The organism is Kosakonia sp. MUSA4 (assembly GCF_013085925.1).
GTDB classification, from domain to species: Bacteria; Pseudomonadota; Gammaproteobacteria; order Enterobacterales; family Enterobacteriaceae; genus Kosakonia; species Kosakonia sacchari_B.
The window spans coordinates 4,473,219-4,498,088 of sequence record NZ_CP025697.1 but is presented as its reverse complement, the minus strand read 5'-3'; the positions used below and the strand labels follow the sequence as shown (position 1 = coordinate 4,498,088).

Here is a 24,870-nt window from a genome sequence, read left to right as displayed (position 1 = left end):
TTGTAGGAAGGAGGTGTCATGACACAGCTTGAGTTTCTCCGTCGTCGCCAGACATTGCTGGCGCAGATGGTTCCGGGTAGCGCGGCGTTGATCTTTGCCGCGCCGGAAGCGACCCGCAGCGCAGACAGTGAATATCCGTATCGCCAGAACAGCGATTTCTGGTACTTCACCGGTTTTAACGAACCAGAAGCGGTGCTGGTGCTGATAAAGAGCGATGACACCCACAACCATAGCGTGCTGTTCAACCGCGTGCGTGATAAAACCGCCGAGATCTGGTTTGGCCGCCGTCTTGGTCAGGAAGCCGCGCCAGCAAAACTGGGCGTCGAACGTGCGCTGGCGTTCCCGGAGATCAACACGCACCTTTACCAGTTGCTCAATGGCCTCGACGCGGTTTATCACGCGCAGGGTGAGTATGAGTACGCGGATACCATCCTGTTCACTGCGCTGGAGAAGCTGCGCAAAGGCGCGCGGCAGAATCTGACCGCGCCCGCCACGCTGACCGACTGGCGCCCGATCGTCCACGAGATGCGTCTGTTTAAATCGGCCGAAGAGATCGAGGTGATGCGTCGCGCCGGGAAGATCTCTGCGCTGGCGCATACCCGCGCCATGCAGGTTTGCCGTCCAGGAATGTTTGAATATCAGCTTGAAGGTGAAATTCAGCATGAATTTAACCGCCACGGCGCGCGTTTCCCGTCCTATAACACCATCGTCGGTTCGGGGGATAATGGCTGCATCCTGCATTACACCGAAAATGAAAGCCAGATGCGTGACGGTGATTTAGTGCTGATTGATGCTGGCTGTGAATACAGGGGATACGCCGGGGATATTACCCGCACCTTCCCGGTAAACGGCAAATTCAGCCCGGCGCAGCGTGAAATTTATGACATTGTGCTGGCATCGCTGGAACGTGCGCTGGAGCTGTTTCGTCCGGGAACCTCCATTCAGGCCGTTACCGGCGAAGTAGTGCGCATTATGATCACCGGTCTGGCGAAGCTTGGCATTCTGCAGGGCGAAGTTGATGAATTGATCGCAAAAAATGCCCACCGCCCATTCTTTATGCACGGGTTAAGCCACTGGCTGGGGCTGGATGTTCATGACGTCGGCGTTTACGGTCAGGATCGTTCGCGCGAGCTGGCACCAGGCATGGTGTTGACCGTTGAGCCGGGCCTCTATATTTCCCCGGATGCGGATGTTCCCGAGCAGTATCGCGGCATTGGTATTCGCGTGGAAGATGACATCGTTATTACCGACGAGGGTAACGAGAATCTCACCGCCAGCGTGGTGAAAAAGGCGGATGATATTGAAGCACTGATGGCGGCGAGCCGTTCATGAGTGTGATTATTGTTGGCGGCGGCATGGCCGGTGCGACGCTCGCGCTGGCCATTTCACATCTGACGCAGGGGAAATTACCGGTTCACCTGGTGGAGGCTACAGCGCCGGGTTCTCACCATCATCCTGGTTTTGATGCCCGTGCCATTGCGCTGGCGGCAGGTACGTGCCAGCAGCTTGCGCGCGTCGGGATCTGGCAGGCAATAGCCCGTTGTGCAACGCCCATTTCAACTGTTCACGTCAGCGATCGTGGTCACGCCGGTTTTGTCACGCTGGATGCGCAGGATTATCACCTTGATGCGCTGGGCCAGGTGGTTGAACTGCATGATATCGGCCAGCGGCTCTTTACCTTGCTGCAAAATGCGCCGGGCGTGACGCTGCATTGCCCCGATCGGGTCAGCAGCTTTACCCGTAATGAGCAGCAGGTATCGGTAACGCTGGAAAGCGGTGAGCTGATTATTGGCCAGTTGCTGGTTGCGGCGGACGGTTCCCGTTCGGGCATGGGCGAGCAACTGGGGATCCTCTGGCAGAAAACGCCCTATCACCAGGCCGCGGTCATCGCCAACGTCACCACCTCTGTTCCGCATCAGGGACGCGCATTTGAACGCTTCACCGAGCATGGGCCGCTGGCGATGTTGCCGATGTCGCAGGGGCGCTGTTCACTGGTGTGGTGCCATCCACAGGAAAAACAGCAGCAGGTGACTGGCTGGTCTGACGAACGGTTTTGCCATGAGCTACAAAAAGCTTTCGGCTGGCGTCTGGGGCGTATTGAGCACGCCGGAAAACGCAGCGTTTATCCCCTGACGCTGACTAACGCGTCATCGCCGGTCTCTCATCGCGCGGTGCTGGTCGGCAATGCGGCTCAGACGCTGCATCCTATTGCCGGACAAGGGTTTAACCTCGGCATGCGCGATGTCATGACGCTGGCGGAAACACTGGCGGAGGCATGGGCGAAGCAGAAAGATGTCGGTTGTTATCCGGTGCTGACGCGCTACCGTCATCGGCGTCAGTCGGACAAAAGCGCCACCATAGGCGTTACCGACGGGCTGGTGCATCTGTTTGCCAACCGCTGGGCACCGCTTGTCGTCGGGCGCAATATTGGGCTGATGGCGATGGAACTATTTACCCCGGCGCGCGATGTGCTGGCGCAGCGTACCCTCGGTTGGGTAACCCGTTAATCAAAGGAGCAAAGAGTGCAGAGTGTTGATGTTGCGATTGTCGGCGGCGGCATGGTAGGTCTGGCGCTGGCTTGCGGGTTGCAGGGGAGCGGTTTACGGGTTGCGGTGCTGGAGCAGAATGTTCCGCAGCCGCTGGCGGAAGATGCACCACCGGCGCTGCGCGTATCGGCGATTAACGCCGCCAGCGAAAAACTTCTGACGCATCTTGGCGTGTGGTCAAACATCATTGCCCACCGCGCGGGGCGCTATCACGGTATGGAAGTGTGGGACAAAGACAGCTTTGGCCGCATCACCTTTGACGACCAAAGTATGGGCTATCCCCATCTTGGCTATATTATTGAAAACGCAGTGATTCACCAGGCGCTGTGGGATAAAGCTCAGCAGTGTCAGGATGTCACCATGATTGCCCCAGCCGAATTGCAGCAGGTGGCCTGGGGTGAGAACGACGCATTTCTCACCTTAAAAGATGGCACGATGCTCACGGCCCGGCTGGTGGTCGGGGCTGACGGCGCGAACTCCTGGTTGCGTAACAAAGCGGATATTCCGCTAACTTTCTGGGATTATCACCACCATGCGCTGGTGGCGACCATTCGCACCGAGGAGCCGCATCAGGCCGTAGCGCGGCAGGTGTTCGATAACGAGGGCATTCTGGCGTTTCTGCCGTTGAACGATCCACATTTGTGCTCGATCGTCTGGTCGTTGCCGCCGGATCAGGCGAAAACGCTGCAACAGGCCAGCGATGAGACGTTCAATCAGGCGCTGTGCGTGGCCTTTGATAATCGTCTTGGTCTGTGCAGTGTGGAAAGCGAGCGTCAGGTTTATCCGCTCACCGGCCGCTATGCGCGCCACTTCGCCGGCCATCGTCTGGCGCTGGTAGGCGATGCTGCGCATACCATCCATCCGCTGGCCGGGCAGGGTGTGAATCTGGGCTTTATGGATGTTGCGGAATTGATTACCGAGCTGCGTCGTCTGCGCCGCGAAGGCAAAGATATCGGCCAGCATCTCTATCTGCGTCGCTACGAGCGCAGCCGTAAGCACAGTGCGGCGCTAATGCTGGCGGGAATGCAGGGCTTCCGCGAACTGTTTGCCGGGTCGAACCCGGCGAAGAAACTGTTGCGTGATATTGGTCTGAAACTGGCGGATACCCTTCCTGGGGTAAAAACACAATTGCTGCGTCAGGCGCTCGGCCTGAATGACCTTCCGGAGTGGTTACGTTAACCCCATCACATTTCCCTTCCCGCAAACGGGAAGGGGACTTCCTGCCTCATTTGAAATATTCTAATTTCACCTCGTTTTTCGGATTAGATTTACTCATGTGTGATTTTTCCCACTGCAGAAAAAATGATGCTTTTGCGGAGTGAAATATTGAAATAAGGCGCAATCTCGTCGCTTTATTGATGTTTCGTTTGGGTGATTTCGTTTTTAGCCAGCATAAAACTCTGCTGCTGTTTTTAGCTAACCCGGTCATAAGCTAATGTGATGGCCCATTTTCTCTTATGGTTAAGTGCCGCTTTCGGTGTTAAGTTCAGGCAAAAGATAACGTTTGCGTCGGCGTCCGAAATGGCCGTTGACGCTGGTCGTTTTGGCGAAATGAACGCCGCCGAAAAACGTGATAGCGCAGCTTATTCGACGAGGACAAGATGGCTCAGCAGACCCCTTTGTATGAACAACACACGCTATGCGGCGCCCGCATGGTGGATTTCCATGGCTGGATGATGCCGCTGCATTACGGCTCGCAGATTGATGAGCACCACGCAGTGCGCAGCGATGCCGGGATGTTCGATGTTTCGCACATGACCATCGTCGATCTGAAAGGCAGCCGCACCCGGGAGTTTCTGCAATATTTGCTGGCAAATGATGTGGCCAAACTCACGAAGCCCGGCAAAGCCCTCTACACCGGCATGCTGAATGCGTCGGGTGGCGTGATTGACGATTTGATCGTCTACTACTTCACCGAAGACTTCTTCCGCCTCGTTGTAAACTCCGCCACCCGCGAAAAAGACCTCTCCTGGATCACCCAACACGCCGAACCTTTTGCCATCGATATCACCGTCCGTGACGATCTGTCACTGATCGCGGTTCAGGGGCCAAACGCGCAGGCGAAAGCCGCCAGCCTGTTTACCGATGCGCAGCGCAGCGCGGTTGAGGGAATGAAACCGTTCTTCGGCGTTGAAGCGGACGAGCTGTTTATCGCGACCACGGGCTACACCGGTGAAGCGGGTTACGAGATTGCTTTGCCGAACGAAAAAGCTGCCAGCTTTTGGCAGGATCTGCTGAAAGCGGGCGTAAAACCTTGCGGGCTTGGCGCGCGCGATACGCTGCGCCTGGAAGCGGGCATGAACCTGTATGGCCAGGAGATGGATGAAAGCATCTCTCCGCTGGCTGCCAATATGGGCTGGACCATCGCCTGGGAACCGCAGGATCGCCAGTTCATCGGTCGCGAAGCGCTGGAACTACAGCGCGAAAAGGGCACCGAACAGCTGGTTGGCCTGGTGATGACGGAAAAAGGTGTGCTGCGTAATGAGTTACCGGTGCACTTTACTGACGCGCACGGCAACGTGCAAAAAGGTGTGATCACCAGCGGGACCTTCTCGCCGACGCTTGGCTACAGTATTGCACTGGCGCGCGTTCCGGCCGGAATTGGCGAAACGGCAATTGTGCAGATCCGTAACCGCGAAATGCCGGTCAAAGTGACCAAACCTGTTTTTGTGCGCAACGGCAAAGCTGTCGCGTAACGTAATTTTTATCTGGAGAGAATGAGATGAGCAACGTACCGGGCGAACTGAAATACAGCAAAGAACACGAATGGCTGCGCAAAGAAGCAGACGGTAGCTATACCGTTGGCATCACTGAACATGCTCAGGAACTGCTGGGTGATATGGTGTTTGTCGATCTGCCGGAAGTGGGCGCGACCGTTAGCGCTGGCGATGACTGCGCCGTTGCCGAATCGGTAAAAGCCGCTTCTGATATCTACGCGCCGATCGGCGGTGAAATCGTCGCCGTTAACGATGCGCTGAATGACTCTCCGGAGCTGGTTAACAGCGAGCCGTACGGCGAAGGCTGGATCTTCAAAATCAAAGCCAGTGACGAATCGGAAGTTGCTGCGCTGCTGGATGCAACGGCATACGCCGCATTGTTAGAAGACGAGTAATGTTGTGCCGGATGGCACTGCGTTTATCCGGCCTACAGGTGTACGTAGGCCCGGTAAGCGTAAGCGCCACCGGGCAATAGAGTTAGCAACATATACGATTCACCGCACGTTTCAGGAACCATCGCTCATGACTCAGACGTTAAGTCAGCTTGAAAATCGCACCGCATTTATCGGCAGGCATATTGGCCCGGACGCATCGCAACAGCAGGAGATGCTGAACACCGTAGGGGCAGATTCGCTGAATGCCCTGATTGCGCAGATCGTACCGAAAGATATTCAGCTCGCCACGCCGCCGCAGGTGGGTGACGCTACCAGCGAATTCGCCGCGCTTGCCGAACTGAAAGCCATCGCGGGACGCAACAAGCGCTTTAAGTCTTACATTGGCATGGGCTACACCGCAGTGCAGTTACCGCCGGTGATCCTGCGTAATATGCTGGAAAATCCAGGCTGGTACACCGCGTATACGCCGTATCAGCCGGAAGTATCGCAAGGGCGCCTGGAAGCGCTGCTTAACTTTCAACAGGTGACGCTGGATTTGACCGGCCTGGATATCGCCTCCGCTTCCCTGCTGGATGAAGCGACCGCCGCCGCTGAAGCGATGGCGATGGCGAAGCGCGTGAGCAAACTGAAAGGCGCTAACCGCTTCTTCGTTGCCGATGATGTGCACCCGCAAACGCTGGATGTCGTGCGCACGCGCGCCGAAACCTTCGGTTTTGAGGTGATTGTTGATGCGGCTGACAAAGTGCTGGATCACCAGGATGTCTTCGGTGTTCTGCTGCAACAGGTTGGCACCACCGGCGAAGTACACAATTACAGCGTACTGATTGCTGAGCTGAAAGCCCGCAAAATCGTGGTCAGCGTCGCTGCCGATTTTATGGCGCTGGTGCAGTTGACGGCGCCAGGCAAACAGGGCGCCGACATCGTGTTTGGCTCCGCTCAGCGTTTCGGCGTGCCGATGGGCTACGGCGGTCCGCACGCGGCATTCTTTGCTGCCAAAGATGAATTCAAACGTTCCATGCCTGGGCGCATTATCGGGGTTTCCAAAGATGCTGCCGGTAACACCGCGCTGCGCATGGCGATGCAGACCCGCGAACAGCACATCCGTCGCGAGAAAGCCAACTCCAACATCTGTACTTCACAGGTGCTGCTGGCCAATATCGCCAGCCTGTACGCGGTGTTCCACGGCCCGGAAGGGCTGAAACGCATTGCGGGCCGCATTCACCGCCTGGCCGACATTCTCGCTACCGGTTTGCAGCATAAGGGGCTGAAACTGCGTCATGCGCACTACTTCGATACGCTGTGCGTTGAGGTCGCGGATAAAGCCGCCGTGCTGGCGCGCGCTCAGGCGAAAGAGATCAACCTGCGCAGCGACATTCTGAACGCGGTGGGTATTACGCTGGACGAAACGACCACCCGCGAAGATGTGCAGGCGTTGTTTGGTGTTCTGCTGGGCGACAATCATGGTCTGGATATTGATGCGCTGGACAAAGATGTTGCGCTTGATAGCCGCTCCATTCCGCACGGGATGCTGCGCGACGATGCGTTCCTGACGCACCCGGTGTTCAACCGTTATCACAGCGAAACCGAGATGATGCGCTATATGCACTCTCTGGAACGCAAAGATCTGGCGCTGAATCAGGCGATGATCCCGCTGGGTTCCTGCACCATGAAGCTGAACGCGGCAGCCGAAATGATCCCTATCACCTGGCCGGAATTCGCGGAACTGCATCCGTTCTGCCCGCCGGAACAGGCTGAAGGTTATCATCAGATGATTACTCAGCTTTCCGAGTGGCTGGTCAAGCTCACCGGTTACGATGCCCTCTGCATGCAGCCAAACTCTGGTGCGCAGGGCGAATACGCAGGTCTGCTGGCCATTCGTCATTACCACGAAAGCCGCAACGAAGGTCATCGTGATATCTGTCTGATCCCTGGTTCCGCGCACGGCACTAACCCGGCGTCGGCGCAGATGGCGGGGATGCAGGTGGTGGTCGTTGCCTGCGATAAAAACGGCAACATCGACCTTGCCGATCTGCGCGCGAAAGCGGAGCAGGCGGGTGATAACCTCTCCTGCATTATGGTCACCTATCCATCCACTCACGGCGTATATGAAGAGACGATCCGTGAAGTGTGCGAAGTGGTGCATCAGTTTGGCGGCCAGGTTTATCTCGATGGCGCAAACATGAACGCCCAGGTGGGTATCACTTCGCCGGGCTTTATCGGGGCGGATGTTTCCCACCTCAACCTGCATAAAACGTTCTGCATTCCGCACGGCGGCGGCGGCCCGGGTATGGGGCCGATCGGCGTGAAAGCGCATCTGGCGCCGTTTGTTCCGGGGCACAGCGTGGTGCAAATCGAAGGCATGTTGACGCGCCAGGGGGCGGTTTCTGCCGCACCGTTTGGCAGCGCGTCGATTCTGCCGATTAGCTGGATGTATATCCGGATGATGGGCGCGGAAGGGCTGAAGCAGGCCAGCCAGGTGGCGATCCTCAATGCTAACTACATCGCCAGCCGTCTGAAAGAGGCGTTCCCGGTGCTGTATACCGGGCGTGATGGCCGCGTGGCGCATGAGTGCATTCTCGATATTCGTCCATTGAAAGAAGATACCGGGATTAGTGAGCTGGATATCGCTAAGCGTTTGATCGATTACGGTTTCCATGCGCCGACCATGTCCTTCCCGGTTGCCGGTACGCTGATGGTGGAACCGACAGAATCGGAAAGCAAAGTCGAACTGGATCGTTTTATCGATGCGATGCTGGCGATCCGTGGCGAAATCGAGCGCGTGAAGCAGGGCGAATGGACGCTGGAAGATAACCCGCTGGTGAACGCGCCGCACACCCAGAATGAACTGGTGGCGGAGTGGAACCACGGTTATACCCGTGAACTGGCCGTGTTCCCGGCAGGCTTCGCAAACAAATACTGGCCAACCGTCAAACGTCTGGATGATGTCTACGGTGACCGTAACCTGTTCTGCTCCTGTGTACCGATGAGCGAATATCAGTAATTCACTGATTCAACTATCCTTTAAGGGCGCTTCGGCGCCCTTTTCTATTGGGAGAACCGTAGCGATTGCAGTAGTGACGGGCGCCGCGGTAGGCAAGGCGCAACTGAACGTTTTCCATGATTCACATACTGCGATGCTCGTTATGTTTTGAGCTGCAACAGCTCAGGGAAAACCCTTCGTCACTGGCGTTAAGCCAACAGGTTGCCGGATAAGCCTGATACTTAACCCCGCTCCCGCGCCGAGGCAGCACGCCATTGTCAGGACTGCGACGACAAACGCATGGGTGATATCCGTCGCGCTATGGCTGTCGCCCACAATGCTGTAAAAAATACCGCCCATCACTGCGACGCTGAGCGCGGTGCTAACCTGCAAAGCCGAGCTGGTGATGCCGGCAATCATGCCTGCAAATTCCGCTGCGACACGGCCTGTTAGCATGCGCATCAGCATTGGCATCGCCAGGCCCTGGCCAAAACCGGTGATAAACAGCAGCGCGGCGAGTAGCGCCATTGCGGGAGTCGCGCCCGTCGCCGTTGCGGTCACCAGCCACGCCAGTCCGGCTAAACCGGCGGTTTCGCATCCCATCCCGATCGTGCTCAGGTAATTTCCGGCAAAACGCCGCAGGTACGGGGTGAGCAACGGCCCAATCAGAAAACCGGCGCCAAAAGGCAGAAAAATCAGGCCAGCCGTCAGCGCATCGACATGCAGTGCGCTTTGCAGATAAACCGAAAACAGCAAAAAGAATGCGGCGATGGAATAGAACAACAGCGCGATCGCCAGCCCGCAACCCAGCCCAGGCGCACGTAACGCGACAGGATCCAGCAGCGGTGAGCCGCCATGACGGCTGAGGCGTATTTCATAACGCCATAAAAGCGAGGCCAGCAGCGGAGCCGCAAGGAATAACAGCCACGTCCACCAGGGCCAGCCTGCCTCACGGCCTTCAATCAACGGAATAATCAGCGCGCTCAACGTTGCTGTTGCCAGCAGCATGCCGCCGGGATCAAGTTTGCGGGCATGTGGCGCCCGTGTCTCTTTCAGCAATGGAATACCAAAAACAATGACCAGCAGCGCCACCGGCAGGTTAACAAGAAAAATGGCCCGCCACCCGAGGTTGAACAGATTCAATGTAATCAGGATGCCGCCCAGCGCCTGTCCGATAACGGAGGCAAGGCCAAACACGGCACCATATAAACCCAACGCTAATGGCTTCTCTGTTTCAGGGAAAATGGCCTGCACGGACGCGAGCGCCTGCGGTGCCATGATGGCGGCCGAAGCGCCCTGAAGTGCGCGCCCGAAAATCAATACCCACGGCGATCCGGCGATCCCGCACAACAGTGATGCAGCCGCAAAACCCATCAGCCCAAGGAAAAACATCCTGCCACGACCATACAGATCACCCAGCCGCCCACCGGTGATTAACGTGGTCGCATACACTGCGGCATACGATGAGATAACCAGTTGCTCCGCAGAAGACGAAGAGGCTAAATCACTCTGGATTGACGGGAGCGCCACATTAACGATAAAAAAATCGAGCGGTGGCAGAAAGGCGCCCACCAGTAAGATAACGAACATCGCCCAGCGACGAGGCTCAGCGTGCGTCATGTTATGTGCTGACATAACCCCTCCCGGAAACCCTGTGGTTTCCAATCAATCAATCAAATGAAACATGTGGAGCCAGGCGCACGGGGTATTCCCGGCTCTCTTCTGCCTGCGAACTGCCTGACCAAACGCCCGGGCAGCCTTTATTGAATTGCGGCGCGTTAGCGCATGCCGCCAGACGCCATAATGACCTCGCCGGTCACCCATCCCGCATCGTCTGATGCCAGGTAAGAGACGATTGGCGCGATGTCCTGCACCTGACCGATACGACCAAGCGGCGTCTGCGCTTCGTTCCAGGTCTGGAAGTCCGAACCCATCGCCCCGGTAGCGTGTGTACCTTCAGTTTCGATAAGACCAGGATTAACGGCGTTAACGCGGATGCCGCGCGGACCAAGCTCGCGCGCGAGTACGCCGGTAATGGCGTCAATCGCACCTTTGGAGCCGCTATAAATGGCGCTCTCTGGCATGAACACGCGTGTGACGAACGAACTGATGTTGATGATGCTCCCGCCTTTCTCCAGATGCGGCACGGCGGCGGCGCAGACCAGTAGCGGGCCAAGCACATTGATGTCGAACTGCTTGCGGTACAGCGCTTCGGTGGTTTCTTCGATCCGGGCGAACTGATAAATCCCTGAGTTATTCACCACAATGTCCAGCCGCCCAAAATGTTCAATCGCCGAGCTAACCAGCGCCTCAACCTCACGCTTGTTGGTAACGTCTGCGGCGACCGCCACGGCCTGTCCGCCTGCGGCTTCGATATCCGCAACCACGCTGTCTGCGCCGCTTTTGCTGGTGGCGTAGTTGACGATAACCTTCGCCCCCTCCGCCGCCAGTTGGCGGGCAATTCCGGCACCGATACCTTTGGATGCGCCTGTGACGATGGCAACTTTGTTTTTTAATTTGTTCATACTTTCAGATCCCGGATGAGGCCATAGCAGCCTGTTCAGTGAAGAGACGTTATGGTGATGCCTGCATAATTGTTAGGGAACTGCCATTTATGTATATTGGATGTTCATTTTTGAACGGGGGCGGGTATGGAGTGGAGCGACGTACGGATATTTCTGGCGGTGATCCGCAAGGGATCGTTCGGCGAGGCCGCCCGAAGCCTGGGCGTGAGCCATCCGACGGTGGGCCGACGGATCAAAGCGCTCGAAGATGAGGCACAACAGCCGCTGTTTCGCCGCACGCGTGAGGGGCTGGTGCTGACCGATGCCGGAGACGCGGTGCTGAATCTGGCGGAATCGATGGAAAATTCCGCGCTGGCGCTGGAAAGGCGCCTGGCGGGTAATCACCAACGGCTCGAAGGCATTTTGCGAATCTCATGTGCCGAGTGGTTTGCGGGCTACGTGCTGGCACCGGTGCTGGCTGAATTGACGCGGCGTCATCCGGGCGTGGTACCGGAGATCATCGCCAGCTACCGCTTACTTAATTTATCCCGGCGCGATGCGGATGTGGCCTTTCGTCTCGTACCTTTTACCGAACCGGACATCGTCCAGCGTCGCCTGATGACCATTTCCTATGGTCTGTACGGTACGCCTGAAATCGCACAGACCATATACAACGATCCGGCGTCAGTGGGGCTTATTCTGATGAACACCGCCCAGTCACATTTTCCTGACGTCACATGGTTGCTCGACAGATTCCCCCGCTCCAGGCGTGTTTTCACCAGCACAAGCCGGGCTGTTCAGGCGCAAATGTGCTTGCAGGGGATGGGAGTAGCCGTGTTGCCACGGCCACTGGGAGACGCCGTTTCCGGTCTGCAACGTATTCAGACTGAGGATCAACTGCCATCCAGAGAGATGTGGGTCGGCTACCACCAGGATCTCCGGCATATGGACCGCTTGCGCGCAATGCTGGATATCGCCGATACGCTGCTTGCCGACCCGGCGACGAGAGCACCGTGAACCCGCGTGCCATTTTACGGAGCACGCCACAGAGAAAACTTGTCCCGCTCTGGTTAGCCCACGATGCTTTATGCCGCCGACATCCGGCAACGTCTCAAAGCATCACAGCTTTTCGCCATTGCTGGCGATCACCTCTTTGTACCAGTTAAAGCTCTTCTTGCGGGAGCGGGACATATCACCTGTACCGTCGTCGTGCTTGTTCACATAGATAAAGCCGTAACGCTTGCTGTACTGGCCGGTGGTGAAGGAGACGCAGTCGATGCAGCCCCACGGTGTATAGCCCAGCAGATCCACGCCATCGTAAGTGACCGCTTTCATCATCTCTTCAACGTGCGCGCGCAGATAATCGATGCGGTAGTCATCGTTGATGCTGCCATCGGCTTCGACTTTGTCGTAAGCGCCAAAGCCGTTTTCAACGATGAACAACGGTTTCTGGTAGCGTTCATACAGTTCGCACAGAGAGTAGCGCAGCCCGACGGGATCGATCTGCCAGCCCCAGTCGGAGGCTTTGACGTGCGGGTTCGGCACGCTGCCTTCGAAGCCGGATATAGCATCGCCGCTGCCGCCTTCCGCTTTCACCGCGTTGGTCATGTAGTAGCTAAAGCCCAGGTAATCGCAGGTGCCTTCACGCAGGATCTGTTCATCGCCGTGTTCCATTTTGATGGAGAAGCCGCGGCGCTCCCACTCGTTCAGCACATAGGACGGGTAGTAACCACGTAGCTGTACGTCGGTAAAGACATAACGCTCGCGCATTGATTCCTGCGCAAACATGACGTCTTCCGGCTTACAGGAGAAGGGATAGAGCGCAACCATTGCCAGCATGCAGCCGACTTTCATTTCCGGGTTGATGCGGCGGGCCGCTTTCACTGCCAGGGCGCTGGCGACGAACTGATGGTGCAGCACCTGGTACATGGTCTCTTCCGGGTTTTCATGATCGGTATAGACCACGCCGGAGCAGCAGTAGCCGAACAGCGGCGCTCGCCAGTTACGCTGGTTGTTGATTTCGTTGAAGGTCATCCAGTATTTGACCTTGTTCTTGTAGCGTTCGAAAACCACTTCCGCGAAGCGGACGAAGAAATCGACCACTTTACGGTTGGTCCAGCCGCCATATTCCTGCACCAGATGCAGCGGCATCTCAAAGTGGGAGAGGGTGATCACCGGTTCGATGTTATATTTCAGCAGTTCATCGAACATATCGTCGTAGAATTTCAGCCCTTCTTCGTTAGGCTGTTGCTCATCCCCTTTGGGAAAGATGCGGGTCCAGGCGATCGAGGTGCGAAAGCATTTAAAGCCCATCTCGGCGAACAGCTTGATGTCTTCTTTATAATGACCGTGGAAATCGATCGCTTCATGGTTCGGGTAATATTTCCCGGCCACCACTTCGGTGGTGATCTCACGCGGTACGCCGTGCGCGCCGCCGGTCAGCACGTCGCAAATACTCGGGCCTTTGCCGCCTTTATTCCAGCCGCCTTCAACCTGGTGCGCGGCAACGGCGCCGCCCCATAAAAAATCTTTTGGTAAGGTCAGTTTTTTCATCTTTGCTCTTCTCGTCATATTGGCTATTAACGAGTCTAACAAAGGTGAATTAAATGTCACGATATAACAAATTACCGGCCGGGTAATTTGTTACACCAGAAAAACGCCCTGTTTTTTTATGCTATTTTCTTAGCCAGCTTGCGCCCCAGCGATTCCAGAATATAAATGACCGGGATTTGCGTCGTAATATCGTAGCCACCGGGAATACGTGTGGGAGGAATATGCCAGGAGAGATTAAAATCCGCCAGTTTCGCCAGACGTGACTGTTCGTGGCTGGTAATGGACAGCACTTTGCAGTGATGCAGGCTAAACTGCCCGGCAAAACGCAGGATCTCTTCGGTCTCGCCAGAGACAGAAAGGACAATCGCCAGCGCATTTTTTGCCATATCATTGGTGACCGGGAAATAAGGGTCGTCGATATGGTTGCTGAATTTCCCGATATTAGAGAAAAAGCGGGCACCATATTTTGCCAGTGCGCCGGATGTGCCAGCGCCAACAAAAATAATACGCTCTGAGGATAATATTATATCGACGGCTTTATTCAGCAGGACATCAAATTCATCGTTATTTACGCTTTTAAAAAAGCTAATCACTTCACTGGCACCAAAATTCGCCTGCGGTAACTCATTTTGCTCTAAATATAATTTGAAGCGGACGCGAAACTCCGAATAGCCTTCGCAGTTGAGCTTGCGGCAGAAGCGCAGCACCGTGGTGGTGGAGACGCCCGCCGCATCGGCCAGCTCGCGGATCGTCATATACATCACTTTGTCGCGGTTTTTGACCACATAGTGATAGACCATCATCTCCAGATTATTGAGGCTGGCGATGGCGGAGTGGGTAAACATCGTCACGGTGGTGTCCTTTGCTCTTTGTTAACGTTGCCAGCCGGCATGCAATTGCGTGTCCACATGCTGCCATAACTCCGGCTGGCTTGCCCTGAGTTTTGTCCCCGGCATAAGAATCTGATTTCGCGGCCTGCATATTGTCATTTCCGCTTCATACTTTCATCCTACATTCACGTTTCATGGGGTACGCTCATTGCGAGAAGGATGAACAGTTGTAACGCCAGCCGTCGGCTTAAATGCTGCGAATATATTGATACGAATTTTTTTAGCGTACAGGTGTGCACTGGAATCATTCTCAGTTACTCTATTGACGCAATGTTTTTTTGAGTTCTCCCGGAGTTAGCTATGGCCAAGAAACCCTTAATCGCACAGGGATACACACTGGCAGAAGAAATCGCCAACAGCATTAGCCACGGAATTGGGCTGGTGTTCGGTATCGTCGGGCTGGTGCTGCTGCTGGTACAGGCGGTAGATGCAAAAGCCAGTACAATGGCTATCACCAGTTACTCGCTTTATGGCGGCAGCATGATTTTGCTGTTCCTTGCCTCTACGCTTTACCATGCCATTCCGTACCAGCGTGCCAAGGCGTGGCTGAAGAAATTTGACCATTGTGCCATTTATCTGCTGATTGCCGGAACCTATACACCATTTCTGTTGGTTGGGCTGGACTCGCCGCTGGCGCGTGGGCTGATGATTGTCATCTGGAGCCTCGCCCTGCTGGGGATCTTATTTAAACTCACCATTGCCCATCGTTTTAAAGTGCTGTCGCTGGTGACCTACCTGACCATGGGCTGGCTGTCGCTAATTGTGATTTATCAGCTTGCCACGCGCCTGTCAGTTGGAGGCGTAACGCTACTGGCTGTGGGCGGCCTGGTCTATTCGCTCGGCGTGATTTTTTACGTCTGCAAACGCATCCCTTATAACCACGCGATCTGGCACGGCTTCGTGCTGGGCGGCAGTGTCTGCCACTTCCTGGCAATTTATTTGTACGTCGGACAGCTTTGAGTCAGAGCCGGCGGCGATTTCCGCCCCGGCTTAGCGCGTTTACTCTTCCAGTGAATAAGGCAGCGGTTCGATGCTTAGCGTATTCGCATCGTCGCGCACGCGGAACACGCTGCCGGGTTCCATATCGTTGTTCATCACCACCTGAACCAGAAGGCGTCCGTCATCAAGCTGCACAGATGCCAGCACGGTACCGGTACGGCGCCAGTTGTCTCCCATCTTCAACTCAAGGTCTTCTCCCGCTTCCGGCACCCGGCTGGCTGTCCCTGCCAGATACCACAATGCGCGCTTGTTGGCACCGCGGAATTTTGCTCGTGCCACCATCTCCTGGCCGGTGTAACAGCCTTTTTTAAAGCTGATGCCGCCCAGCGCCTGTAGGTTAGTGGCCTGTGGGATAAACTGTCCGCTGTTTGGCGCATCAATAACCGGCAGTCCCGCTTCGATATTCAGCGCCAGCCACTGCTGGCTGTTATTAAGCTGCGCTTCGCCACGCAGCTTTTCGGCCACCTGTTGCGCCGTTGCGGCGCTGGTTACCAGCAGGAAACGCTCGGCAGGATGCGCAAACCACAGCAGGGTGGTATCCCCCTCCTGCACAACCTGTTTTTCACTGTCCGGAAGGGTGGTAAAGAGATTCGCCAGTGCCGCACGCGCCTGAAAACCGGCCACGCCCAGCAGCACGTGTTCATCGTCTTGCGCAATGGCGACTTTGGAGAATACGGCGTATTTCTTCAGTTCACGAAGCTGCGCTTCACGCACGCTGCGGCGCAGGATCCAGGCAAAACCTTCCTGGAAATGGAACAACCGCATATTGCTCCACATTTTCCCTTTAGAATCACAGTGTGCCGCCAGCAGGTGCTGTTCAGGCGTCATAGTGGTGACATCGGCGGTCACCTGGCCTTGCAGGTATTTTTCGCTATCTGCGCCGGTAATCGTTGCCAGCGCCCAGTCATCGAGCGTCATAAGCGTCAGCGGCAGACGTGATGATGCGGTCGGCTGGCGCGGAGGAAACGGAGTAAAAGGCATATTAATGTCCTGATTAGCTTAACGCTGTGTTGGTTCTTAATGGTAAAAGAGCCGTTGTTCATTGCAAGTAATAAAGCATGCGTTTTGTGCCATTGTGCATGCGTTGCGAAGCATTACGCAGCGTGATGATATTTTTGCAGTGGGTGCGATTAATGCTGGAAGCGGCCCCGCGAAGCGAAATATTCCGCAAAAGGAATATTAAAAACACGTTACAATGGGGCCATTATTCTGATGCAGGGAGAAGATCATGGATATTAACAACAAAGCCCGTATCCACTGGGCGTGCCGCCGTGGAATGCGTGAACTCGATATCTCAATCATGCCTTTTTTCGAACATGAGTACGACACGCTGAGCGATGACGACAAACAGCTGTTTGTTCGTCTGCTGGAAAGTGACGATCCTGATTTATTCAACTGGTTAATGAATCATGGAAAGCCTCAGGACGCGGGGTTACAAAGAATGGTGCAGTTAATCCAGACACGGAATCGGGATCGTGGTCCTGTGGCAATCTGAGTTACGCGTCTCCTGGCGCGCACAATGGATCTCGCTTTTGCTCCACGGTCTGGGTGCAGCACTCATTTTGCTGATGCCCTGGCCTTTGAGTTACACACCGCTGTGGCTGCTGTTGCTGTCACTGGTGGTTTTTGATTGCGTGCGCAGCCAGCGGCGGATCAATGCCTGCCATGGCGAACTCAAGCTGCTGATGGATTCCCGCCTGCGCTGGCAGGGCGTGGAATGGGATATCATCGGAACGCCATGGATGTTACGCGGTGGAATGATGCTGCGTTTGCGCTGTGAAGAGGATGGGCGTCGTCAACATTTATGGCTGGCGGCAGACAGTATGGATGCGCAGGAGTGGCGCGATCTGCGCCGGGTGATATCACAAAAACCGGCGCAGGGGCTGCATTAACAGGGGGAAATGGCTGCCTTTAAACCAGCCGTTCCGCCATCTCTGTCAGGATTTGCTCACACCAGGACTGAATGCGCGAATCGCTCAGGTCGTACTGATTGGTTTCGTCCAGCGCCAGGCCGACAAACAGTTGACCATCGGCAATCACCGGTTTGCTGCTGGTAAATTCGTAGCCTTCCGTCGGCCAGTAGCCGATGAACGTCACGCCTTTGGGCGCCAGTTTGTCATGCAGCATGCCCAGCGCATCAAGGAACCATTCGCCGTAGCCGAGCTGATCGCCCATGCCGTACAGCGCAATGATTTTGCCGTCAAGATTGAGATCATCAAGCTGATCCCAGATGGCTTCCCAGTCTTCCTGCAATTCGCCAAAATCCCAGGTCGGAATGCCGAGGATAAGCGCATCGTATTGCTCCATCAGTGCGGGTGCGTCATCTTTCAGATTGTGCAGTGTTACCAGTTCCGGCCCGATAATTTCGCGGATTTTCTCCGCCGCCATTTCGGTATAGCAAGTGCTGGAACCGTAAAACAGGCCAATATTCATAACGTAAACTTCTCAATTCCGGATGTGTCTTTGTGAGCAGTGTACCAGAATCGTACGGCTATCAGGCATAATGCAGCGATTGAGAAACGGAGGCGTTTCAATGGAACAGGATTTCGCACGTATCGAACAATTTCTTGATGCGCTCTGGCTGGAAAATAACCTGGCGGACAATACGCTCAGCGCCTACCGCCGCGATTTGCAAGGCGTGGCCGAGTGGCTGCATCATCGGGGAAGTAGCCTGGCGCAGGCGAGAAGCGATGACTTACAGGCGCTGCTGGCCGAACGCGTGGATGGCGGCTACAAAGCGACCAGTTCAGCGCGTCTGCTCAGCGCCATGCGAAGACTCTTCCAGTACCTGTACCGGGAGAAAATCCGTAGCGACGATCCCAGCGCGCAACTGGCCTCGCCGAAGCTGCCGCAGCGTCTGCCGAAAGACCTAACAGAAGCGCAGGTTGAGAGACTTTTACAGGCACCGGTAGTTGACCAACCGCTGGAGTTACGCGATAAAGCCATGCTTGAGGTTTTATATGCCACCGGGCTTCGCGTCTCTGAACTGGTCGGGTTAACCATGAGCGATATCAGCCTGCGCCAGGGCGTGTTGCGGGTGATTGGTAAAGGTAATAAAGAACGGCTGGTGCCGCTGGGTGAAAATGCGGTGTACTGGGTGGAAAACTACCTTGAACACGGGCGTCCGTGGCTGCTGAACGGCGTATCGATTGATGTGCTGTTTCCCAGCCAGCGCGCTCAGCAGATGACGCGCCAGACTTTCTGGCACCGTATCAAACACTATGCCGTGCTGGCGGGGATTGACAGCGAAAAGCTTTCCCCTCACGTTTTACGTCATGCTTTTGCCACGCATTTGCTTAATCACGGCGCGGATCTGCGCGTGGTGCAAATGCTACTGGGGCATCAGGATCTTTCTACAACGCAAATTTATACGCATGTGGCCACCGAGCGGCTGCGTAAGCTTCATGAACAGCATCACCCGCGGGCGTGATCGCTGATAATTAAAGGATGTTTTATGAAAAATGGTTTGATTATGTTCACCCTGCTGGCAGCGGCTTTTTCTGGCGTTGCGCATGCTGACGACGCCGCTATCAAGCAGTCGTTAGCAAAACTGGGTGTACAGAGCTCTGAGATATTGCCCGCTCCCGTCGCCGGAATGAAAGCGGTATTGACCAACAGCGGCGTGCTGTATGTGACCGAAGACGGCAAACATATTATCCAGGGGCCGATGTACGATGTCAGCGGCGCGCAGCCGGTAAACGTCACCACGCAAATGTTGTTGCCGCACCTTAACGCGCTGGAAAAAGAGATGATTGTCTACAAAGCGCCGAAAGAAAAACACGTGATCACCGTGTTCACCGACATCACCTGCGGCTACTGCCAGAAACTGCACAGTGAGATGGCGGATTACAACGCGCTGGGCATCACCGTCCGCTACCTGGCATTCCCGCGTCAGGGCGTGCCGAGTGAAGTCGAAAACCAGATGAAAGCAATCTGGTGTGCCAAAGATCGTAATAAAGCCTTTGATGACGCGATGGATGGCAAAGGCATCAAACCGGCCAGCTGCGATATTGATATTGCTAACCACTACGCGCTGGGCGTGCAGTTTGGCGTCAACGGAACACCGGCCATTGTGCTGAACGATGGCTACCTTGTTCCGGGCTATCAGGCACCGGCTGAGATGAAAGCCTTCCTCGACAAACATCAGCAAGCCACCGGCGGTAAATAAAACGCGTGAAAGCTCAGATACAACTTCGCCGCCGCAAGGTGGATGATTCTGCGGAACTGGCGGAAGACTTACCGCCGTTACTGCGTCGGCTCTACGCCAGCCGCGGCGTGCGTAAGGCCAGCGAACTGGAGCGCAGCGTAAAAGGCATGCTGCCCTGGCAGCAACTTACCGGTATTGATGAGGCGGTTTCGCACCTTTATCACGCACTGCGCGAAGGTTTACGCATTATCGTGGTCGGTGATTTTGATGCCGATGGCGCAACCAGTACGGCGCTCAGCGTCCTGGCGCTGCGTGCGCTGGGCTGTGAAAATGTGAGTTACCTGGTGCCGAATCGTTTTGATGACGGTTACGGCCTCAGCCCGGAAGTGGTCGATCAGGCGCATGCACGCGGCGCGCAGTTGATCCTGACAGTGGACAACGGTATTTCCTCGCATGCCGGGGTGGCGCGGGCGCACGAACTGGGTATTCCTGTGGTCGTGACCGATCACCACCTGCCAGGCGATACCCTGCCGGAGGCGGAAGCCATTGTGAACCCCAACCTGCGCGACTGTGATTTCCCGTCGAAATCGTTGGCGGGCGTCGGTGTCGCTTTTTATCTGATGCTGGCGCTACGCGCTCTTCTGCGCGACAACGGCTGGTTTGAATCGCGCGGGCTGGCAATGCCGAATCTTGCGGAACTGCTCGATCTCGTCGCGCTGGGAACGGTAGCAGACGTAGTGCCGCTTGATGCCAACAACCGTATTCTCACCTGGCAAGGCCTGAGCCGGATCCGCGCCGGGCGCTGTCGTCCTGGCATTAAAGCGCTGCTTGAAATCGCCAACCGCGACGCGCAGAAACTGGCGGCAAGCGACCTGGGTTTTGCGCTGGGTCCACGCCTGAACGCGGCGGGCAGGCTGGATGATATGTCGGTGGGCGTCGCGCTGCTGTTATGCGATAACCTCGGCGAAGCGCGTCAGTTGGCTAACGATCTGGATGCGCTGAATCAGACGCGCAAAGAGATCGAGCAAGGGATGCAGGCCGAAGCGCTAACCTTGTGCGAGCAGCTTGAACGAAGCCGCGATACGCTGCCCGGCGGGCTGGCGATGTACCATCCCGAATGGCATCAGGGCGTGGTGGGGATCCTTGCCTCGCGAATCAAAGAGCGTTTTCATCGGCCGGTGATTGCCTTTGCGCCTGCTGGCGATGGCGTTCTGAAAGGTTCCGGGCGTTCGATTCAGGGGCTGCATATGCGTGATGCGCTGGAGCGCCTGGATATGCTCTACCCTGGCATGATGCTTAAGTTTGGCGGTCATGCGATGGCTGCCGGTTTGACGCTCGAAGAGCCGCGTTTCGAAGAGTTCCAACAGCGCTTCGGCGAGCTGGTGACGGAATGGCTGGATCCGGCGCTGTTGCAGGGCGAAATTGTTTCTGACGGCCCGCTAACGCCGCAAGAGATGACGCTGGATGTCGCCGAAATGCTGCGTGAAGCCGGGCCGTGGGGGCAAATGTTCCCGGAGCCGCTGTTCGATGGCGAGTTTCGACTGTTGCAACAGCGGCTGGTGGGCGAGCGTCACCTGAAGGTAATGCTCGAGCCGGTTGGCGGCGGCCCGCTGCTTGATGGCATTGTGTTTAACGTCGATACCACCTGCTGGCCGGACAACGGCGTGCGGCAGGTGAATATTGCTTATAAACTTGATGTCAACGAGTTCCGCGGGAATCGTAGCGTACAGCTTATCATCGAAAATCTCTGGCCACTTTAGCGCCAGTATTCGCTACAAAAAAGGGCGTGGATCCGGTAAACTCCCGCCCTTATCACCGCATTTTGACAAGTCCATTAAAAGAAATCAGACCATGTTTGAAATTAACCCGGTAAAAAATCGTATTCAGGACCTCACGGAGCGCTCCGACGTTCTTAGGGGGTATCTTTGACTATGACGCCAAGAAAGAGCGTCTGGAAGAAGTAAACGCCGAGCTGGAGCAGCCGGATGTCTGGAATGAGCCAGAGCGCGCACAGGCGCTGGGCAAAGAGCGTTCCTCACTTGAAGCTATCGTCGATACCCTCGATCAAATGTCGCAGGGGCTGGAAGATGTCTCCGGCCTGCTGGAGCTGGCGGTAGAAGCTGACGACGAAGAAACCTTTAACGAAGCGGTCGTCGAGCTGGACGGGCTGGAAGAGAAGCTGGCGCAGCTTGAGTTCCGTCGTATGTTCTCCGGCGAATATGACAGCGCCGATTGCTATCTGGATATCCAGGCGGGTTCCGGTGGTACCGAAGCGCAGGACTGGGCGAGCATGCTAATGCGCATGTATCTGCGCTGGGCGGAAGCGCGCGGCTTCAAAACTGAAATTATCGAAGAGTCTGAAGGTGAAGTCGCGGGTATTAAATCTGTGACCATCAAGATCATCGGCGATTACGCCTACGGCTGGCTACGTACCGAAACTGGCGTTCATCGCCTGGTGCGTAAGAGCCCGTTCGACTCCGGCGGCCGTCGTCATACCTCCTTTAGCTCCGCATTTGTCTACCCGGAAGTGGAAGACGATATTGATATCGAGATTAACCCGGCGGACCTGCGTATTGACGTCTATCGCGCATCCGGCGCGGGCGGCCAGCACGTTAACCGTACGGAATCCGCGGTGCGTATTACCCATATTCCGACCGGGCTGGTAACGCAGTGCCAGAACGACCGTTCTCAGCATAAAAACAAAGACCAGGCCATGAAGCAGATGAAAGCGAAGCTTTATGAACTGGAAATGCAAAAGAAAAATGCGGAGAAACAGGCGATGGAAGACACCAAGTCCGATATCGGCTGGGGAAGCCAGATCCGTTCTTATGTCCTGGATGATTCCCGCATCAAAGATCTGCGTACCGGGGTTGAAACCCGCAACACGCAGGCGGTGCTGGACGGCAGCCTGGATCAATTCATCGAAGCAAGTTTGAAAGCAGGGTTATGAGGAACCAACATGTCTGAACAACAAGCACAGGGCGCTGACGCGGCAGTCGATCTTAACAATGAACTGAAAACCCGCCGCGAGAAGCTGGCGCAACTGCGCGAGCAGGGTGTGCCGTTCCCGAACGATTTCCGTCGTGACCAGACCTCTGACAAGCTGCACGCTGAATTTGATGGCAAAGAGAACGAAGAACTGGAAGCCCTGGGCATTGAAGTGGCCGTTGCTGGCCGCATGATGACCCGCCGCATTATGGGTAAAGCCTCATTCGTAACCTTGCAGGATGTGGGCGGTCGAATTCAGCTGTATGTTGCGCGCGATGATCTTGCAGAAGGCGTGTATAACGAGCAGTTCAAAAAATGGGATCTCGGCGATATCCTCGGCGCGCGCGGCAAGCTGTTCAAAACCAAGACCGGCGAACTTTCCATTCACTGCACCGAACTGCGTCTGCTGACTAAAGCCCTGCGTCCGCTGCCGGATAAATTCCACGGCTTGCAGGATCAGGAAGCGCGCTATCGCCAGCGTTACCTGGATCTCATCTCTAACGAAGAATCCCGCAATACCTTTAAAGTGCGTTCACAGATCCTGGCCGGTATTCGCCAGTTCATGGTGGGCCGCGACTTTATGGAAGTTGAAACGCCGATGATGCAAGTGATCCCGGGCGGTGCGTCCGCGCGTCCGTTTATCACTCATCATAACGCGCTGGATCTGGACATGTATCTGCGTATCGCGCCGGAACTGTACCTCAAACGTCTGGTGGTTGGCGGCTTTGAGCGCGTGTTCGAAATCAACCGTAACTTCCGTAACGAAGGTATCTCCGTTCGCCATAATCCTGAGTTCACCATGATGGAACTCTATATGGCGTATGCGGATTATAACGATCTGATCGAACTGACCGAATCGTTGTTCCGCACGCTGGCGCAGAACATCCTCGGCAAAACCGAAGTGCCTTACGGCGATGAAGTTTTCGACTTCGGCAAACCGTTCGAAAAACTGACCATGCGCGAAGCGATCAAGAAATACCGTCCGGAAACCAATATGGCGGATCTGGATAACTTCGACAGCGCGAAGGCGATTGCTGAAAGCATCGGTATCAAAGTTGAGAAGAGCTGGGGTCTGGGCCGTATCGTGACCGAAATCTTCGAAGAAGTAGCCGAAGCGCATCTGATTCAACCGACTTTTATTACGGAATACCCGGCGGAAGTTTCCCCGCTGGCACGCCGTAACGACGTCAATCCGGAAATCACCGATCGCTTTGAGTTCTTCATCGGCGGTCGTGAAATTGGTAACGGCTTTAGCGAGCTGAATGACGCGGAAGATCAGGCGCAGCGTTTTGCTGACCAGGTTGCAGCGAAGGATGCGGGCGACGACGAAGCGATGTTCTTCGACGAAGATTACGTGACCGCGCTGGAACACGGCCTGCCGCCGACGGCGGGTCTGGGCATTGGTATCGACCGTATGGTGATGCTGTTTACCAACAGCCACACCATTCGCGATGTGATCCTGTTCCCGGCAATGCGTCCGGTGAAGTAATCGCTCAGCGATAAAAAAAGCCCCAGCGTGAACAACGTCGGGGCTTTTTTATACCTGCAATGTGGCGGCAAAATCTCTGAACGCGGCCCGCGCAGTGGCTGCTTCTGCCACCATCCACGGGCTAAAAGCCCAGGGCGTAGCATTGAGCGCCTGCAATAACGCCTCCAGATCCACCCATTGATATTCCATCACTTCATCGTAGTTAATCGTCAACGGCGTTGTGATTTGCGCGGCGAAGACCGGGCAGATTTCGTTTTCCACGATGCCGGAAGGATCGGTTTCACGGTAACGGAACTCTGGTGCGATGGCGGTAATGTGCCCGACTCCGGCGCCAACTTCATAACGGCAGCGGCGAATAAGAGCCTGTTCGGTGGTTTCCCCTTTTTGCGGATGCCCGCAAACGGAGTTCGTCCAGACGCCTGGCCAGGCTTTTTTGCTTAATGCGCGCCGTGTCACCAGAGACTGTCCTGCGGCATTAAAAATCCAGCATGAAAAAGCCAGATGTAACGGCGTTTGCGATGTATGTGCGGCGTACTTTTCCTGCGTACCGGTTACCACTCCCTGCTCATTCACTAAAATAACGTGCTCTTGTGTACCCATAATGGCTCCCGAACGTAAAACGCCGGGTGGCGCTGGACTTAGCCAGTTTACAGGGAACACGA

At 55.7% G+C, this 24,870-nt stretch carries 22 protein-coding genes; 15 read left to right on the top strand and 7 right to left on the bottom strand.

The window, feature by feature from the left end; all coding sequences use genetic code 11:
- Positions 1 to 18 precede the first annotated feature (18 nt).
- The 6 genes from pepP (at position 19) to gcvP (ending at position 8,659) form a co-directional block, all read left to right on the top strand.
- Positions 19 to 1,332: a Xaa-Pro aminopeptidase gene (gene pepP, locus C0557_RS21210; RefSeq protein ID WP_208660800.1), complete on the top strand. Its 1,314-nt coding sequence runs from the start codon at positions 19 to 21 to the stop codon at positions 1,330 to 1,332.
- Entirely contained in the window at positions 1,329 to 2,507 is a 1,179-nt protein-coding gene (gene ubiH / locus C0557_RS21205; protein WP_208660798.1) for a 2-octaprenyl-6-methoxyphenyl hydroxylase, read from the top strand. The genes pepP and ubiH overlap by 4 nt, the downstream gene beginning before the upstream one ends.
- A gap of 15 nt (positions 2,508 to 2,522) precedes the next feature.
- A complete protein-coding gene (gene ubiI, locus C0557_RS21200) occupies positions 2,523 to 3,725 on the top strand; it encodes an FAD-dependent 2-octaprenylphenol hydroxylase (protein WP_208660796.1) in 1,203 nt (400 codons plus the stop codon).
- Positions 3,726 to 4,147: 422 nt separating this feature from the next.
- Complete coding sequence (gene gcvT / locus C0557_RS21195) at positions 4,148 to 5,242, top strand: glycine cleavage system aminomethyltransferase GcvT (RefSeq protein ID WP_074772871.1); 1,095 nt, start codon at positions 4,148 to 4,150, stop codon at positions 5,240 to 5,242.
- A gap of 26 nt (positions 5,243 to 5,268) precedes the next feature.
- Positions 5,269 to 5,658: a glycine cleavage system protein GcvH gene (gene gcvH / locus C0557_RS21190; RefSeq protein WP_007370242.1), complete on the top strand. Its 390-nt coding sequence runs from the start codon at positions 5,269 to 5,271 to the stop codon at positions 5,656 to 5,658.
- 127 nt (positions 5,659 to 5,785) lie between these two features.
- Complete coding sequence (gcvP, locus tag C0557_RS21185) at positions 5,786 to 8,659, top strand: aminomethyl-transferring glycine dehydrogenase (RefSeq protein ID WP_208660794.1); 2,874 nt, start codon at positions 5,786 to 5,788, stop codon at positions 8,657 to 8,659.
- Between the two features lie 162 nt (positions 8,660 to 8,821).
- Here gcvP and C0557_RS21180 read toward each other — a convergent pair whose 3' ends face one another.
- A complete protein-coding gene (locus C0557_RS21180) occupies positions 8,822 to 10,273 on the bottom strand; it encodes an MFS transporter (protein WP_208660792.1) in 1,452 nt (483 codons plus the stop codon).
- Positions 10,274 to 10,416: 143 nt separating this feature from the next.
- The gene (locus C0557_RS21175) at positions 10,417 to 11,163 is read right to left on the bottom strand and encodes an SDR family NAD(P)-dependent oxidoreductase (RefSeq protein ID WP_208660790.1); all 747 of its coding nucleotides are present in this window, start codon (positions 11,161 to 11,163) and stop codon (positions 10,417 to 10,419) included.
- A gap of 126 nt (positions 11,164 to 11,289) precedes the next feature.
- Between C0557_RS21175 and C0557_RS21170 the strand changes: the two genes are divergently transcribed.
- Entirely contained in the window at positions 11,290 to 12,159 is an 870-nt protein-coding gene (locus tag C0557_RS21170; protein WP_208660788.1) for a LysR family transcriptional regulator, read from the top strand.
- 102 nt (positions 12,160 to 12,261) lie between these two features.
- Here the strand turns inward: C0557_RS21170 and bglA are convergent, their stop codons facing one another.
- Both bglA and C0557_RS21160 read right to left on the bottom strand, forming a co-directional pair.
- Entirely contained in the window at positions 12,262 to 13,695 is a 1,434-nt protein-coding gene (bglA, locus tag C0557_RS21165; protein WP_208660786.1) for a 6-phospho-beta-glucosidase, read from the bottom strand.
- Between the two features lie 116 nt (positions 13,696 to 13,811).
- Positions 13,812 to 14,540, bottom strand: coding sequence for a MurR/RpiR family transcriptional regulator (locus C0557_RS21160; protein WP_208663076.1), 729 nt, complete (start codon positions 14,538 to 14,540; stop codon positions 13,812 to 13,814).
- A gap of 345 nt (positions 14,541 to 14,885) precedes the next feature.
- Between C0557_RS21160 and C0557_RS21155 the strand changes: the two genes are divergently transcribed.
- Positions 14,886 to 15,545 carry a hemolysin III family protein gene (locus C0557_RS21155; RefSeq protein ID WP_007370251.1) on the top strand — a complete coding sequence of 220 codons (660 nt, stop codon included), beginning with the start codon at positions 14,886 to 14,888 and terminating at the stop codon, positions 15,543 to 15,545.
- A 39-nt stretch (positions 15,546 to 15,584) separates the two neighbouring features.
- On the opposite strand, the gene ygfZ is transcribed toward C0557_RS21155, so the two are convergent.
- Positions 15,585 to 16,565 carry a tRNA-modifying protein YgfZ gene (gene ygfZ / locus C0557_RS21150; protein WP_208660784.1) on the bottom strand — a complete coding sequence of 327 codons (981 nt, stop codon included), beginning with the start codon at positions 16,563 to 16,565 and terminating at the stop codon, positions 15,585 to 15,587.
- A 247-nt stretch (positions 16,566 to 16,812) separates the two neighbouring features.
- On the opposite strand from ygfZ, the gene sdhE reads away from it, so the two are divergent.
- Positions 16,813 to 17,079: an FAD assembly factor SdhE gene (sdhE, locus tag C0557_RS21145; RefSeq protein ID WP_043956667.1), complete on the top strand. Its 267-nt coding sequence runs from the start codon at positions 16,813 to 16,815 to the stop codon at positions 17,077 to 17,079.
- A complete protein-coding gene (locus C0557_RS21140; protein ID WP_208660782.1) occupies positions 17,060 to 17,476 on the top strand; it encodes a protein YgfX in 417 nt (138 codons plus the stop codon). The genes sdhE and C0557_RS21140 overlap by 20 nt, the downstream gene beginning before the upstream one ends.
- A gap of 19 nt (positions 17,477 to 17,495) precedes the next feature.
- Here the strand turns inward: C0557_RS21140 and fldB are convergent, their stop codons facing one another.
- Positions 17,496 to 18,017 carry a flavodoxin FldB gene (fldB, locus tag C0557_RS21135; RefSeq protein ID WP_064563822.1) on the bottom strand — a complete coding sequence of 174 codons (522 nt, stop codon included), beginning with the start codon at positions 18,015 to 18,017 and terminating at the stop codon, positions 17,496 to 17,498.
- A gap of 100 nt (positions 18,018 to 18,117) precedes the next feature.
- On the opposite strand from fldB, the gene xerD reads away from it, so the two are divergent.
- The 5 genes from xerD (at position 18,118) to lysS (ending at position 24,208) form a co-directional block, all read left to right on the top strand.
- Complete coding sequence (gene xerD, locus C0557_RS21130; protein ID WP_208660780.1) at positions 18,118 to 19,014, top strand: site-specific tyrosine recombinase XerD; 897 nt, start codon at positions 18,118 to 18,120, stop codon at positions 19,012 to 19,014.
- A 24-nt stretch (positions 19,015 to 19,038) separates the two neighbouring features.
- The gene (gene dsbC / locus C0557_RS21125; protein ID WP_043956671.1) at positions 19,039 to 19,752 is read left to right on the top strand and encodes a bifunctional protein-disulfide isomerase/oxidoreductase DsbC; all 714 of its coding nucleotides are present in this window, start codon (positions 19,039 to 19,041) and stop codon (positions 19,750 to 19,752) included.
- A gap of 5 nt (positions 19,753 to 19,757) precedes the next feature.
- Positions 19,758 to 21,491 (top strand): single-stranded-DNA-specific exonuclease RecJ, encoded by a 1,734-nt coding sequence (recJ, locus tag C0557_RS21120; RefSeq protein ID WP_208660778.1) that lies wholly within the window; start codon positions 19,758 to 19,760, stop codon positions 21,489 to 21,491.
- Positions 21,492 to 21,582: 91 nt separating this feature from the next.
- A protein-coding gene (prfB, locus tag C0557_RS21115; RefSeq protein WP_139109723.1) for a peptide chain release factor 2 occupies positions 21,583 to 22,681 on the top strand; the annotation gives its coding sequence in 2 pieces (ribosomal slippage) (positions 21,583 to 21,657 and positions 21,659 to 22,681; 1,098 coding nt in all).
- A 9-nt stretch (positions 22,682 to 22,690) separates the two neighbouring features.
- Positions 22,691 to 24,208, top strand: coding sequence for a lysine--tRNA ligase (gene lysS / locus C0557_RS21110; RefSeq protein ID WP_208660776.1), 1,518 nt, complete (start codon positions 22,691 to 22,693; stop codon positions 24,206 to 24,208).
- Between the two features lie 48 nt (positions 24,209 to 24,256).
- On the opposite strand, the gene idi is transcribed toward lysS, so the two are convergent.
- The gene (gene idi, locus C0557_RS21105) at positions 24,257 to 24,808 is read right to left on the bottom strand and encodes an isopentenyl-diphosphate Delta-isomerase (RefSeq protein ID WP_208660774.1); all 552 of its coding nucleotides are present in this window, start codon (positions 24,806 to 24,808) and stop codon (positions 24,257 to 24,259) included.
- Positions 24,809 to 24,870: the final 62 nt, after the last annotated feature.

Excerpts from the sequence above, each read along its gene's own strand:
- pepP (WP_208660800.1), top strand. The coding sequence starts at position 19 with ATGACACAGCTTGAGTTTCTCCGTCGTCGCCAGACATTGCTGGCGCAG.
- ubiH (WP_208660798.1), top strand. The coding sequence starts at position 1,329 with ATGAGTGTGATTATTGTTGGCGGCGGCATGGCCGGTGCGACGCTCGCG.
- gcvT (WP_074772871.1), top strand. The coding sequence starts at position 4,148 with ATGGCTCAGCAGACCCCTTTGTATGAACAACACACGCTATGCGGCGCC.
- gcvH (WP_007370242.1), top strand. The coding sequence starts at position 5,269 with ATGAGCAACGTACCGGGCGAACTGAAATACAGCAAAGAACACGAATGG.
- gcvP (WP_208660794.1), top strand. The coding sequence starts at position 5,786 with ATGACTCAGACGTTAAGTCAGCTTGAAAATCGCACCGCATTTATCGGC.
- C0557_RS21180 (WP_208660792.1), bottom strand. The coding sequence starts at position 10,273 with ATGTCAGCACATAACATGACGCACGCTGAGCCTCGTCGCTGGGCGATG.
- C0557_RS21175 (WP_208660790.1), bottom strand. The coding sequence starts at position 11,163 with ATGAACAAATTAAAAAACAAAGTTGCCATCGTCACAGGCGCATCCAAA.
- C0557_RS21170 (WP_208660788.1), top strand. The coding sequence starts at position 11,290 with ATGGAGTGGAGCGACGTACGGATATTTCTGGCGGTGATCCGCAAGGGA.
- bglA (WP_208660786.1), bottom strand. The coding sequence starts at position 13,695 with ATGAAAAAACTGACCTTACCAAAAGATTTTTTATGGGGCGGCGCCGTT.
- C0557_RS21160 (WP_208663076.1), bottom strand. The coding sequence starts at position 14,540 with ATGTTTACCCACTCCGCCATCGCCAGCCTCAATAATCTGGAGATGATG.
- C0557_RS21155 (WP_007370251.1), top strand. The coding sequence starts at position 14,886 with ATGGCCAAGAAACCCTTAATCGCACAGGGATACACACTGGCAGAAGAA.
- ygfZ (WP_208660784.1), bottom strand. The coding sequence starts at position 16,565 with ATGCCTTTTACTCCGTTTCCTCCGCGCCAGCCGACCGCATCATCACGT.
- sdhE (WP_043956667.1), top strand. The coding sequence starts at position 16,813 with ATGGATATTAACAACAAAGCCCGTATCCACTGGGCGTGCCGCCGTGGA.
- fldB (WP_064563822.1), bottom strand. The coding sequence starts at position 18,017 with ATGAATATTGGCCTGTTTTACGGTTCCAGCACTTGCTATACCGAAATG.
- xerD (WP_208660780.1), top strand. The coding sequence starts at position 18,118 with ATGGAACAGGATTTCGCACGTATCGAACAATTTCTTGATGCGCTCTGG.
- dsbC (WP_043956671.1), top strand. The coding sequence starts at position 19,039 with ATGAAAAATGGTTTGATTATGTTCACCCTGCTGGCAGCGGCTTTTTCT.
- lysS (WP_208660776.1), top strand. The coding sequence starts at position 22,691 with ATGTCTGAACAACAAGCACAGGGCGCTGACGCGGCAGTCGATCTTAAC.
- idi (WP_208660774.1), bottom strand. The coding sequence starts at position 24,808 with ATGGGTACACAAGAGCACGTTATTTTAGTGAATGAGCAGGGAGTGGTA.